9 protein-coding genes are annotated in these 13,658 nt (G+C 59.5%); 4 read left to right on the forward strand and 5 right to left on the reverse strand.

The genetic code is table 11. The features are described from left to right. Positions 1–530: 530 nt before the first annotated feature. The 3 genes from AB3226_RS24140 to AB3226_RS24150 form a co-directional block, all read right to left on the reverse strand. Positions 531–1,430 (reverse strand): hydroxymethylglutaryl-CoA lyase, encoded by a 900-nt coding sequence (locus AB3226_RS24140; protein ID WP_367374908.1) that lies wholly within the window; start codon positions 1,428–1,430, stop codon positions 531–533. A gap of 146 nt (positions 1,431–1,576) precedes the next feature. Further along, positions 1,577–1,978 carry a MerR family DNA-binding transcriptional regulator gene (locus tag AB3226_RS24145; RefSeq protein ID WP_367374909.1) on the reverse strand — a complete coding sequence of 134 codons (402 nt, stop codon included), beginning with the start codon at positions 1,976–1,978 and terminating at the stop codon, positions 1,577–1,579. A 206-nt stretch (positions 1,979–2,184) separates the two neighbouring features. Continuing rightward, on the reverse strand, positions 2,185–3,114 hold the full coding sequence (locus AB3226_RS24150) for a LysR family transcriptional regulator (RefSeq protein WP_367374910.1): 930 nt from the start codon (positions 3,112–3,114) through the stop codon (positions 2,185–2,187). A 188-nt stretch (positions 3,115–3,302) separates the two neighbouring features. Here AB3226_RS24150 and AB3226_RS24155 point away from each other — a divergent pair, with 188 nt between their 5' ends. Beyond that, complete coding sequence (locus tag AB3226_RS24155) at positions 3,303–4,532, forward strand: acyl-CoA dehydrogenase (RefSeq protein ID WP_367374911.1); 1,230 nt, start codon at positions 3,303–3,305, stop codon at positions 4,530–4,532. A gap of 142 nt (positions 4,533–4,674) precedes the next feature. Here AB3226_RS24155 and AB3226_RS24160 read toward each other — a convergent pair whose 3' ends face one another. Then, complete coding sequence (locus AB3226_RS24160; RefSeq protein WP_367374912.1) at positions 4,675–6,015, reverse strand: substrate-binding domain-containing protein; 1,341 nt, start codon at positions 6,013–6,015, stop codon at positions 4,675–4,677. 191 nt (positions 6,016–6,206) lie between these two features. Continuing rightward, positions 6,207–7,019, reverse strand: a complete 813-nt coding sequence (gene xthA, locus AB3226_RS24165; RefSeq protein WP_123358309.1) for an exodeoxyribonuclease III — start codon at positions 7,017–7,019, stop codon at positions 6,207–6,209. Between the two features lie 428 nt (positions 7,020–7,447). On the opposite strand from xthA, the gene AB3226_RS24170 reads away from it, so the two are divergent. The 3 genes from AB3226_RS24170 (at position 7,448) to AB3226_RS24180 (ending at position 13,555) form a co-directional block, all read left to right on the forward strand. Beyond that, the gene (locus AB3226_RS24170) at positions 7,448–8,098 is read left to right on the forward strand and encodes an N-acetyltransferase (RefSeq protein ID WP_123358310.1); all 651 of its coding nucleotides are present in this window, start codon (positions 7,448–7,450) and stop codon (positions 8,096–8,098) included. Positions 8,099–8,162: 64 nt separating this feature from the next. Further along, positions 8,163–9,890: an autotransporter assembly complex family protein gene (locus AB3226_RS24175; protein WP_367374913.1), complete on the forward strand. Its 1,728-nt coding sequence runs from the start codon at positions 8,163–8,165 to the stop codon at positions 9,888–9,890. Beyond that, the gene (locus AB3226_RS24180; RefSeq protein WP_367374914.1) at positions 9,887–13,555 is read left to right on the forward strand and encodes a translocation/assembly module TamB domain-containing protein; all 3,669 of its coding nucleotides are present in this window, start codon (positions 9,887–9,889) and stop codon (positions 13,553–13,555) included. Before AB3226_RS24175 ends, AB3226_RS24180 begins: the two co-directional genes overlap by 4 nt. Positions 13,556–13,658 lie beyond the last annotated feature (103 nt).

The following is a 13,658-nucleotide window of genomic DNA, read 5'->3' on the forward strand; positions in this document are numbered from 1 at the left end:
CGAAGCTCCCCTTTAATTTTGTCGTACGTGCTCTTTTTTTATTATTGAGGGGCGGTCTGTTGTTGTTTTTGGTAACCGTGGCCCTTTACCGCTGTTTTTGTCGATCCCCATTCGGGATCAAGAGCAAACGTATTTTTTTGAGCGCTGATCTACTTTTTCGCTAAGCGATCCAACCAATTCGGGAGCTACCTGAGGGTAGTTTTATTGTTCTCTGCCCGGTTGCGGGTTACTTCGAAAAGCACCCAGAAAAGCACATCCTCTCCAAAAAAATCTGTTAGCTGCGTCTCTGCCGTGTTGTTCTTGTTATGTCAGAGTCGTTACGTCTTATTTTTATTGGTTTGCAGTTTTTATTCTTGTTATGCCATAGAGATAGCAGAAGCCGTGCCAACTTTTAAAAACCCTTTAAATTCAATGCTTTGAGTTTTTCGTAGGATTTCTTATCCCACCCAAACCTGACAATTTGTTTCCGTGTTACTCGTTTCCGCCCACGTTTCAGCACACGCGGTAACACCCGGACACATCCACACCTGTCACTGCGCGCTGCGGGCGTTGGCCACGCGCGAACCGGTAGGGCGCCCCAGCACAGCGCAAATCTGTTGGCCGGCCCGAATCAAGGCATCCAGGTCGATTCCGGTCTCGATGCCCAGGCCATTGAGCAGGTAAACAACGTCTTCAGTCGCGACATTACCGCTGGCGCCCTTGGCGTATGGGCAGCCACCGAGGCCGGCGATGGAGCTGTCGAACACCGCGATGCCTTCCAGCAGGCTGGCGTAGATGTTGGCCATGGCCTGGCCATAGGTGTCGTGGAAGTGCCCGGCTAGTTTTTCACGTGGCACATCGGCCGAAACCACTTCGAACATCTTGCGGGTCGCGCCAGCGGTGCCGGTGCCGATGGTGTCCCCCAGCGAAACCTCGTAGCAGCCCATCGCATAGAGCTCGCGAGCGACCCGGGCGACTTGCTCCGGTGCGATGTCACCTTCATAAGGGCAGCCCAGCACGCAGGACACGTAACCGCGCACGCTGACGCCGTGTTGTTTGGCGGCATCCATGATCGGTACGAAGCGCTCCAGGCTCTCGCTGATCGAGCAATTGATGTTGCGCTGGGAAAACGATTCGGACGCTGCGGCGAACACGGCGACTTCCTTGACCCCGGCGGCAATGGCATCTTCAAAGCCCCGCAGGTTGGGGGCGAGGGCGCCATAGGTCACGCCCGGTTTGCGCTGGATTTGCGCGAAGACCTCGGCGGAACCGGCCATTTGCGGCACCCATTTGGGCGAGACGAAACTGCCGACTTCTATATAGCCCAGGCCCGCGGCGCTCAGTGCGTCGACCAGTTGCACCTTGTCGGCAACGCTGATGGGCTGGGCTTCGTTTTGCAGACCGTCGCGGGGGCCGACTTCGACCAGGCGTACGTGGGTGGGTAGGGACATGGGAATCGACCTGTGCTGATTGTCTGAATGTTCAGAGAATCTGTGGGAGCGGGCTTGCCCGCGATGGCGGTGGGTCAGTCAGCATCAATGTTGAATGTCATGCCCTCATCGCGGGCAAGCCCGCTCCCACAGGGAATTGTGTAGATCTACTGGACTGATTCCTGGCTCTTGATCGTCTGTTCCAGCGCCTGGGTACAGCGCTCTTCAGCCGTGTCGAGTTCCAGTTTCATCTGTTCGATGTCCAGCAGTTGCTGTTCGAGTTGTTCCCGACGTTCGGCGATTTTCACCAGCATGCTGTGCAGTTGCTTGGTGTTACCGCTGGAAGGGTCATAGAGCTCGATCAGCTCGCGGCATTCGGCCAGGGAAAAACCAATGCGCTTGCCCCGCAGGATCAGCTTCAGGCTGACCTTGTCACGGGGCGAATAAATGCGTTCCTGGCCACGACGCTCGGGGCTGAGCAGGCCTTGCTCCTCATAGAAGCGAATGGCCCGGGTGGTGATGTCGAGCTCGCGGGCGAGGTCGGAAATGCTATAGGTCTGGCTGCTCATGGAAGCGCTCGAAAAAGGTCATGGCGCTAAGCTAATGGCAGGTTGACGTTTACGTCAAGGGGCATGGATCTTCGGTGTGCTTGCGGGCCTCATCGCGAGCAGGCTCGCTCCCACAATAGAGCTATGTTGAACACAACATTTGTGTAAAACAGAGATTCCCTGTGGGAGCGAGCCTGCTCGCGATGAGGGCGCTGCGGTCCAAAGCCCTACACCTTATCGAACTTCTTCTCATGCGCCGTGACCTGTTGGCACAACTCGATCATCTGCTCGCGCATCCAGCGGTTGGCCGGGTCCTGGTCGGTGCTTTCGTGCCAGTAGAGGTGTGTTTCCACCGGCGGAACTTCTTTGACCGGCAGGTTCACCGAGTACAAGTCATGGCGACGGGCGAAGCGTTCCGGCACGGTCATGACCATGTCGGTCTGCTGCAACACCTGGGACGCCATCAGGTAATGCTGGGAGCGCAGGGCGATTTTGCGCTGTATGCCCATTTTGCCCAGGGCCAGGTCGACATAGCCCAGACCGCTGCGACGGCTGGAGATATGGATGTGGGTCAGGGACAGATAATCGTCGAGGGTGAATTTGTCTTTGCCTGCCAGTGGATGGCCCTTGCGCATGGCGCACACGTAACGGTCTTCCATCAACTTGACGTGACGCACCTGCGGGTCGGTGTTGAGTGGCGCATCCACTGCGAAATCGAGACGCCCGGCGGCCAATTCCTTGGTGGTCTCACGCCGTTTGGACAAGAAGCTTTCGATGATCACCGTCGGCGCCAGGCGACGCAGGCGCTGGAACAGCGGCGGCAGGATCACCGCTTCAGTGAGGTCGGTCATGCTGATGCGGTAGGTCTTGACCGCCTGCAACGGGTTGAAGATGCGGCTTTCCTGCACCGACACGCGCAGCAAGGAGAGGGCATTGCGCACGGGGCCGATGATGTTTTGCGCCATTGGCGTCGGCACCATGCCTTGGGCAGTGCGCACGAAAAGCGGATCGTTGAAGGTCTCGCGCAGGCGGGCCAGAGCGTTCGAGACGGCCGGTTGAGTAATGCCGACAATCTGCCCGGCGCGAGTCAGGTTGGCTTCGGTGTAGATCGCGTCGAAGACGATGAAAAGGTTGAGGTCGACCTTGCTCAGATTCATGCGCTGCACTCTTGTTTTTAGGGGCGTCTTGATCGGACCCGAGGGCCTTGGCACTCAGTCGATCATATATCGGTGATGAATGTTAATACACGCCGAGAATAGGTTAGGTAAATTTTCGTAGCTGTTCTAGCATCGATTGCATGACCTGAACAACTCCTCTGAACCCCAGATAAAAAGGTAGAGCTGCCATGGATTTCGCTTATTCGCCCAAGGTCCAGGAACTGCGTGAGCGCGTGACCGCGTTCATGGACACCTACGTTTATCCCGCTGAAGCGGTGTTTGAACGCCAGGTCGCCGAGGGCGATCGCTGGCAGCCGACGGCGATCATGGAGGAACTCAAACTCAAGGCCAAAGCTGAAGGCCTGTGGAATTTGTTTCTGCCTGAATCCGAACTCGGCGCCGGCCTGACCAACCTCGAATATGCGCCATTGGCGGAAATCATGGGCCGTTCGCTGCTGGGCCCTGAGCCGTTCAACTGCTCCGCACCGGACACCGGCAATATGGAAGTGCTGGTGCGTTACGCCAATGAAGAACAGAAACAACGCTGGCTCGAACCGCTATTGCGCGGCGAGATCCGCTCGGCGTTCGCCATGACCGAGCCGGACGTGGCCTCGTCCGACGCCACCAACATGGCCGCCCGCGCTGTGCGTGATGGCGACGAATGGGTGATCAACGGCAAGAAATGGTGGACCTCTGGCGCCTGCGATCCGCGCTGCAAGATTCTGATCTTCATGGGCCTGAGCAACCCGGATGCACCGCGCCATGCGCAGCACTCAATGATTCTGGTACCGGTGGATGCCCCGGGCGTGAAGATTGTGCGTCCGCTGCCGGTGTTCGGTTATGACGACGCGCCTCACGGTCACGCCGAAGTACTGTTCGAGAACGTTCGGGTGCCGTACGAAAACGTCCTGTTGGGTGAAGGGCGCGGCTTCGAAATTGCTCAGGGTCGCCTTGGCCCAGGTCGGATTCACCACTGCATGCGTTCGATCGGCATGGCCGAGCGTGCGTTGGAGCTGATGTGCAAACGTGCGGTCAACCGCACCGCGTTTGGCAAACCCCTGGCGCGCCTGGGCGGTAACATCGACAAAATCGCCGACTCGCGGATGGAGATCGACATGGCGCGTCTGCTGACGTTGAAAGCCGCGTACATGATGGACACCGTCGGCAATAAGGTAGCGAAGAGCGAAATCGCGCAGATCAAAGTCGTCGCGCCGAACGTGGCATTGCGGGTGATCGACCGGGCGATCCAGATCCATGGCGGGGCAGGGGTTTCCAACGATTTCCCGCTGGCCTACATGTATGCCATGCAACGCACCCTGCGCCTGGCCGACGGCCCGGACGAAGTACACCGCGCAGCGATCGGCAAGTTCGAGATCGGCAAATATGTGCCTAAAGAGATGATGCGTAGCGGTCACTGACAGGCACCGCGTCATCGTTCATCGCGGGCAAGCCCGCTCCCACAGGTGCAGTGGTGTTCACAGCTTTTGTGTACGACACGGACACTGTGGGAGCGGGCTTGCCCGCGATGGCGTCGGCCCATTCAGCCCATAAACATCAGATTCAATACACCCAAACCTCAACCCGCCGATTCTTGATCCGCCCCTCATCCCCGCTGTTGGTCGCCACCGGCATCTCGGCGCCGAACCCGCGAATCTCGCGAAACACCACGCCGCTTTTCACCAGCTCTCGCCGCACCGCCATGGCCCGTAGTTTCGACAGCAGGTCGGCCCGCGCCGGGTCGCTCTTGGCGTCGCCAAACCCTACCAGCGTCACCTGCCGATTGGTTTTGTCGTGCTGCTTTATATAGTCGAGCACCCGCGACAGGTCCTGCCGGGCCTTGTTGTCCAGCGTCGCGCTACCTTCTTCGAAACGAAAATTCACCGTCAGCCGCTGGGCATGACGGCTGAGTGCCTGATAACCCTCGGGCATCAACGCATTCGGTGTGACGGCCATGGCCTGAACCGTCTGCGCGATAAAGCCATTGGCCGCAACGATCGCCTGGCCTTTGCTGCTTTGGGCAAACGTCACCAAGGCCTTGGCCCAGGGATTTCTCCCATTCGGCGGTAGGTAAAAGAACAGCCGACGGGACAGCGGGTAATCTTCCGTCGCGATCAGGCTATTGAGCGGCTGCATGGCCTGGGAGTCGCCATCGACAATGGCCACGGCTTTGGCCTGGCGCACATAAGGCAAACCGATGAAGCCAATGCCTTGCGGGTCCAGACTGACGGCGTCGGACAATTGCTCGCTGGATTCGAAGCGTTTCGCGTTGCCGCTCAGCATTTTCCCACGCGGGCTGAGGACCAGTTCCTTGAACGTGTCATAGGTGCCCGATTGATCGTCCCGCGCATAGAGATGAATTGTCCCACCGGTGCCGCCGAGTTCTTCCCAGGTTTTCGCTTCGCCGCTGAAGATTCGCGCCAGTTGTACGGTGTTGAGTTGCTGCAGCGGATTGTGTGGATGAAGGATGATTGCCAGCCCGTCGATGGCGATGACTTGCTCGGCAATCGGGCTTTTCAGATCGCCCAGCGGCTCAAGATCCAGCCGTTCGCTGTCCTTGATCGGGCGCGAGGAGGCAGCGAGCTCGGCAGAGGCGTTTTTCAGGGCTTTGAACCCGGTGCTGGAGCCGTGGGCCGCAACCTCCACTTCGACTCGACGGCCCTGAACGGTTTCGCCGACGATGCGTTGTTCGTTGGCTTTGTCCGGGGTTTCGCGGTGAACCTTGAGCAGGCCCTGTTCACGCATCAAGCCCTCGATCAGTGCCGGGCCTAGTGCCGCACCAATGGTGTTGGAGCCCTGGATGCGCAGCACCGGGCCATGTTCGGGTGTCGGCAAATCGCTGGCCGACACCGTCAACGGCAGCAGAGCGGTGAGCATCGACAGAAACAACACGCGCAGCGTCATGCCGACACCTATAAGCCTGGGAAAGTGCCGGGAGAATAAGTCAGTAAGGTTTCTGAACGATGACAATGATCGTTCCCACGCTCTGCGTGGGAACGCCGCCGGGGACGCTCCGCGTTCCGCTATTGAATGTGACGCAGAGCGTCACGGGATGCATTCCTTTGCTGCGCGTGGGAACGATCAGCAAAACCGGGTCAGCTCAACTCAAGCCAGATCGGCGCATGATCGGAAGGTTTTTCCATCCCGCGCAGATCGTAATCCACGCCGGCATCCTTCACTCGCGGCAACAACCCATGGGACGCCATGATCAAGTCAATCCGCAGCCCGCGCTTGGGCTCATCTTCAAAGCCGCGGCTGCGGTAGTCGAACCAGCTGAAACGGTCGGCAACGTCCGGGTTCAAGTGACGGAAACTGTCGACCAGACCCCAATTCTTCAGGCGGGCCATCCATTCGCGTTCTTCGGGCAGGAAGCTGCATTTGCCGGTTTTCAGCCAGCGTTTCATGTTGTCCGGGCCGATGCCGATGTCGCAGTCTTCCGGGGAAATGTTCACATCGCCCATCACCACAATAGGCTGGTCGTTGCTGAACTGGCTTTCCAGCAATTGCTGCAAATCGCTGTAGAAACGTTCTTTGGCCGGGAATTTGGTGGGGTGATCGCGGCTTTCGCCCTGTGGGAAATAGCCGTTCATGATGGTCACCGGCACGCCATTGGCGTCGGCGAACGTGCCCCAGATGAAGCGTCGCTGAGCGTCTTCTTCGTCAGTGGTGAAACCTTTGTACAAGGCAATCGGTTCCTGGCGCGAGAGCAGGGCCACGCCGTAGTGGCCTTTTTGCCCATGGAAATGCACGTGATAACCCAGTGCCTGAACCTCGGCCAGGGGAAACTGGTCGTCGTGGACCTTGGTTTCCTGCAATCCGATCACGTCTGGTTGATGTTTCTCAATCAGCGCCGCCAGCTGATGCGGGCGAGCGCGCAGCCCGTTGATGTTGAAGGAGACGATCTTCATGGTCGGCAGTCCTGGCAAAAGTGCGATGCTAGCTGACATGTAGGAATGGGGCCAGCCTTGGGGTGAGGGGATTCGTTGTGTTCTGTCAGAGATGTGTTGGCAGATCGGGCCTCTTCGCGGGCAAGCCTCGCTCCCACAGTGTCCGTGGCGTACACAAAGTCTGCGAACGCCACTGAAACTGTGGGAGGGATGTGCTAGCAGATCGGGCCTCTTCGCGGGCAAGCCCGCTCCCACAGTGTCCGTGGCGTACACAAAATCTATGAGCGCCACGGATATTGTGGGAGCGAGGCTTGCCCGCGAAGGCGTCAGCCCAGTCGATGAAGATCCTGGCTTGGTCTATACCTGTGTGGGGAACTGTGAAGCCACCCAAAGGCTCGTACCAATAAGAACGTGGCCTTCTGAGCCGCGCCCAGGGGAGATCTGCCGTTATGCCCGAAACCTCGACCGTCATCGCCGATATTCACATGCTCGACAGCGGCTATTCCCGCGAAGCACGTTCCCTGTTGTACCAGGCGTACCGACACGAGCCGACGTTCGGCTATCTGTTCGAAGCCGAACGCCCCGGTTATGAACAACGAGTGAGGGCGACGGTGCGGGAACTGGTCAAACAGCACTTTTTGCAGGATTTGCCGGCCATTGGCCTGCTGGTGAATGATCGCTTGATCGGCATCGCTCTGATTGCACCGCCGCAACGTCGCCTGGGTATTACCGAAAGTTGGGCCTGGCGCCTGCGGATGGTGCTCAGCACCGGTTTTCGTTGCACCCGACGCTACCTCGATTACCACGCCGCCGTGATGGCGTGCGTGCCGTCCGACTCGGTGCATGTTTTGCCATTGCTGGGGGTTCATCCGCAATTCCAGGGCAAGCACTTCGGCGAGCAACTGCTGCAAGCGGTCCATAACTGGTGCGCGGTCGATGAGCACTCACAGGGCGTGATCCTCGACACCGGGAATCCTCGTTATCTGGAGTTCTATAAGCGTCAGGGCTACGAGGAAATCGGTGAAGTGGCCGTAGGACCGATTCGCGAGCACGTATTTTTCCACGCCAACCCGCAGGTGTTACAAACGGCAACGGCATAACAGTAGAACTTTCGCGGCAGGTCAGGCTCTATCAGGCCCCCAGGCTCGTGATAGCATCCGCGCTATGAAGTTTTCCGGAAGATTTACCAGCGGCGTGTTGATACTGATTTCCAGCTGCGCGGCGCTGGCGCAAAGTGAATTGGATGTGCGGATCAAACCGTCCAACGATGAACTGAAGGCCAATATAGAAGGCTATATCGGTAGCCTCGGCGATCGCGATGAAGAAGCCTTGCAACGCTTCAGTCGCGGCGCCGAAGAGCAAGCGCGCAAGGCCGCCCAGGCTTTGGGTTATTACCAGCCGCAAATCGACAGCGACGTGAAGGGCGGCAAGACGCCGCGCCTGGTGCTGAATATCGACCCCGGCGAGCCGATCCATTTGCGCAACGTCACGGTGCGCATCGACGGCCCGGCGGCCTCGTTCAAATCCTTTCGTGTACCGAAAAGCGATCTGCTGAAACCCGGCGCGGTGCTTAACCATGGCCGTTACGAAGACGCCAAGCGGCTGATCCAGAACCAGGCCTCGCGCTATGGCTTTTTCAGTGGGCGCTTCACCCGCCAGAAACTGTTGGTGGACCCGCGTGCCGGCGTCGCCGACATCGAATTGATCTACGACAGCGGCCCACGTTATGCGCTGGGCAAAGTCAGTTTTGAAGGCGACACACCGTTCGACGAAGACCTGCTGCAACGCATGGTGCCGTTCAAGGCTGGTGCGCCCTATGACTCCGAACTGATCGCCGAACTCAATCAGGCGCTGCAATCGAGCGGCTATTTCGAGGGCGTGCGCGTGGACGCGGCGCCGACCGCGTCCAAGGACGACGTGATTCCGGTGGCGGTCAAACTGGAAACCCGCAAACCACGGACCATGGGGCTCGGTCTGGGCTTTTCCACCGACGTCGGTCCACGGGTCAAAGCCAACTGGACCCGCCATTGGGTTAATCCTCAGGGGCACAGCTATGGCTGGGAGGCCGAAATTTCGGCGCCTCGGCAGAACGTCGGGCTGTTTTACGATGTTCCGCTGGACCCACCATTGACCGACAAACTGCGCTTTGCCGGTGGTTATCAATATGAAGAAATCGCTGGCACCGATACCCTCAGCAAACTGCTGACCCTCGGCCCCGAGTGGCACAGCAAGTTGCCCAGCGGCTGGCAGCGGGTGGTGTCGCTCAAGTGGCAACGCGAGGAATACCAACTCGGTGACGATTCGGGGCTCAGCACTTTGCTGATGCCTGGCGTGAGTTATTCGTACCTGAAAAGCGACAACCGCATCGATCCGCACAACGGCTATCGCCTGCAATTCGAAACCAAAGTCGCCAAGGAAGGATTAGGTTCGGACACCAACCTGGTCTACGGCACGGCGCTGGTCAAAGGCCTGACCACGGTCTTCGACAAACACCGCTTGCTCGGTCGGGTGCAGGTCGGCGGCAGCGCCACCAACGGCTACAAATCGGTGCCGCCGTCCTTGCGCTTCTTCGCCGGTGGCGATCAGAGCGTGCGCGGTTACGATTACCAGAGCCTGTCCCCGGAAAACTCCGATGGCGACCGCATCGGTGGCCGCTACATGGTGGCCGGCAGTGTCGAGTATCAATACTCCATTGCCGAAAAATGGCGGGTCGCTACCTTCATCGACCAGGGCAACTCCTTCAACACGCTCGAACTGCCGAACCTGAAGACGGGTGTCGGTATCGGCGTACGCTGGGTCTCACCGGTGGGGCCGATTCGCCTCGACCTGGCCCACGCGATGGACGATGACGGCGGCATTCGACTGCACTTTTCCATGGGGCCTGAGCTGTGAAGCGTGGTTTGAAAATAACGCTGCTGGCGATTCCGGCGCTGCTGATGCTGATCGTGCTGACACTGGTCACCGTGCTGGGCACTCCGACGGGCAGTCGCTGGGCGCTCGGGTTTGTACCGGGTTTGACTGTGGAGAATTTCCAGGGCCGTTTGGGTGGGCAGTGGAGCGCCGATCATCTGGTGTGGCAGCAGGACAGCAGTCGGGTTGAGCTGAACAAAGCAATTTTCGCCTGGTCGCCGCTGTGCCTGATGCGCATGACGTTGTGTATCGAGCAATTGCAGGCCGAGCAGGTCAGCCTGCAATTCCCGCCGGGCGTGGAAGAGCAAAGCAGCGGCCCGATCAGTCTTCCAGACTTGAAATTGCCGCTGGCCATCGAATTGGGCGACGTTAAAATCGGCCGCCTGCTGTTCAACGGCAGTGAAGAACTCAAGGGGCTGCAACTGGCGGCGCACTGGACCGAGAAGGGTTTGCAGATCGACTCGGTGCACTTGCAGCGTGATGAACTGAGCCTGAACCTGTCCGGCCTGTTGCAACCCTCTGGCAACTGGCCGCTCAAAGCCGAGGGCAAACTGACCCTGTCGGCCCCCGAGCCCTGGGCTCTGGCCCTGAAAGTCGACGGCGATCTGCTGAAAACCCTGAACCTGAAAGCCGACAGCAGCGGTTACCTGAACGGGCAACTCACCGGCGAACTGCAACCGCTGGTGGAAAACCTGCCGGCCAAAGTGCGCATCACCGCCGACGGCTTCAAGGCCAGCGCTGATCTACCGGACACCCTGCAACTCAATCAACTGGAACTCACCGGCGACGGCGACCTGAAAAACGGTTACCAGTTGTTCGGCAAAGCCACGTTGCCTGCCGAGCAAGGCCCGGTTGCGCTGTTGCTGCAAGGCAAGGTCGACGCCAAGGGCGCGCAGATCGCCGGCCTTGACCTGACGGCCAACGACAAACAAAGCCTCAAGCTCACCGGGCTTGTGGACTGGAGCAAAGGCCTGAGCGCTGAGGCGAAAATCGACTGGCTGGATTTCCCGTGGCACCGTCTCTATCCGCTGATCGACGAGCCGCAAGTAGCGCTGCGCAGCTTCAACGGTGAAGTCTCCTACACCGACGGCAACTACATCGGTAACTTCAAAGCCGCACTGGATGGCCCGGCCGGGGCGTTCAGCCTGAACAGCCCGTTCAGCGGCGATCTGAGCAAAATCCACCTGCCGCAATTCAAACTCGAAGCCGGGCAGGGCAAGGCCGAAGGGCACCTGAACCTGCAGTTTGCCGACGGTATCGCCTGGGATACGGCGCTGGACCTCTCGGCAATCAATCCGGCGTACTGGCTCGCGGAGTTGCCGGGCACCTTGGCTGGGTCATTGCGCAGCAAAGGTGAGATGAAGAACGAAGCGCTTAGCCTGACCGCCGACCTGGACTTGAAAGGCAAGCTGCGCGGGCAACCGGCGGTGTTGCAAGCCAAGGCCGATGGCGGCGGCGAGCAATGGAACCTTAGCGCGTTGCAGATTCGCCTAGGTGACAACAGCATCAACGGCCAGGGCAGCCTGCAACAGAAACTCGCCGGCCGGATCGACATCAAGATGCCGCGTCTGGCCCAGCTCTGGCCGCAACTGCGCGGGCAGCTCAATGGCCGGGTCGATGTCGCCGGCACGCTCAAGGCGCCACAAGGCAAACTCGGCCTGCAAGGCACGCAACTGGCCTTCGAAGACAATCGCCTGCAAAGTCTCAATCTGGACGCCACCCTCGACAACGCCCAGCGGGCGAAGATCGACCTCAAGGGTAGCGGCATTCAAACCGGCGACACGTCACTGGGCACGTTGACCGCCAGCGGTCAGGGCGACATCAAAAACCAGAAACTCGCCCTCGACCTGCAAGGACCGAAGCTGAAACTGGCGCTCGGTCTCGACGGTACGCTGGACAAGGGCAATTGGCGCGGGCGTCTGGCCAGTGGTGATATCCAGGCCGGCGGTCAGGACTGGAAACTGCAAAATCCGGCGAAGCTTGAACGACTGGCGGATGGCAAAATCAACTTCGGTGCCCATTGCTGGATGTCCGGCCCGGCCAGCCTGTGTGGCGAAGACCAGCGCTTGATGCCCGAGCCGAAGCTGCGTTATCACCTCAAGCAGTTCCCCATCGACAGCCTCGCGCAATGGTTGCCAAAGGATTTTGCCTGGAAGGGCAAGCTCAACGCCGACCTGCAACTGGACTTGCCGGCCAGCGGTCCGAACGGTCTGGTCAGCATCGACGCCAGCGGCGGCACCTTGCGTATGCGTGAGAAGGAGCAATGGCTGGACTTCCCGTACCAGACGCTGAAACTCACCAGCAAACTCACGCCAAAACGCATCGACACCGATCTCAATTTTGTTGGCGGCAAACTCGGTGAACTGATGGTTCAGGCGCAGATCAACCCGCTGCCGAAGAACAAACCGCTGACCGGTTCATTCCGCCTCAGTGGTCTGGACTTGTCGGTGGCGCGGCCGTTTGTGCCAATGGTCGAGAAACTCACCGGGCATTTGAGCGGCAGCGGCACATTGTCCGGCGGACTGCTGGCGCCGCTGGTCAATGGCAACCTTGAGCTGCGCGACGGTGAAATCTCCGGGCCTGAACTGCCGATGGCACTCGAAGCCTTGCAACTTCAAGCCGTGATTGCCGGCGAAACCGTGCAACTGAACGGCGGTTGGAAAAGCGGCAAGACCGGGCAGGGCAGCCTCAATGGCAATATCGCCTGGGGCCAGGCGCTGGTGGTGGATCTGGCGCTCAAGGGCTCGCACTTACCTGTCACCGTCGAACCCTACGCCGCGCTGGAAGTCGCGCCGGACCTGAAGATCTCCATGAAGGACGACAGGCTGGCAATCGTCGGCAAAGTGCTGGTGCCCAAGGGTGAAATCACCGTGCGCGAGCTGCCGCCGTCCACGGTCAAGGTCTCCGATGACACGGTGATCGTCGGTCAGCAAACCGAAGAAGGTAAACCGCCGATGGCCATGGCGATGGACATCGATGTAGTGGTCGGGCAGGACAAACTCAGCTTTGCCGGCTTCGGCCTGACCGCCAACCTGCAAGGTCAGGTGCACATCGGCGACAACATGGACACCCGTGGCGAGCTGTGGCTCAACGACGGGCGTTATCGCGCCTACGGTCAGCGACTGACGGTGCGCCGGGCGCGTCTGTTGTTTGCAGGTCCCATTGATCAGCCGTATCTCGATATCGAAGCGATTCGCCAGACCGACGACGTCATCGCCGGCATTCGCCTGAGTGGCAGCGCCGAGCAGCCGACCACGCAGATCTTTTCCGAACCGGCGATGAGTCAGGAGCAGGCGTTGTCCTATCTGGTGCTGGGGCGTCCGCTGAGCACCACCGGTGAAGACAACAACATGCTCGCCCAGGCTGCCCTCGGGTTGGGTTTGATGGGTAGTTCGGGTGTAACCAGCGGTTTGGCCAAGGACTTGGGGATTCAGGATTTCCAGCTCGATACCCAAGGCAGCGGCACCAGCACCGCCGTGGTGGCCAGCGGCAACATCTCGGAAAAACTCAGCCTGCGTTATGGCGTCGGCGTGTTCGAGCCGGCCAACACCATCGCCTTGCGCTACAAACTGAGCAAAAAGGTCTACCTCGAAGCCGCCAGCGGCGTGGCCAGTTCGCTGGACATCTTCTACAAGCGGGATTTCTAGGCCCGCGTTTTCTTCCCGATACCGCGTCGCCCCCAATCGCGGGCAAGCCCGCTCCCACAAGGTTCAGTGTGATCCCTGTGGGAGCGGGCTTGCCCGCGATGGC

Origin of the sequence: Pseudomonas lini, assembly GCF_964063345.1 — a bacterium.
GTDB lineage: Bacteria > Pseudomonadota > Gammaproteobacteria > Pseudomonadales > Pseudomonadaceae > Aquipseudomonas > Aquipseudomonas lini_B.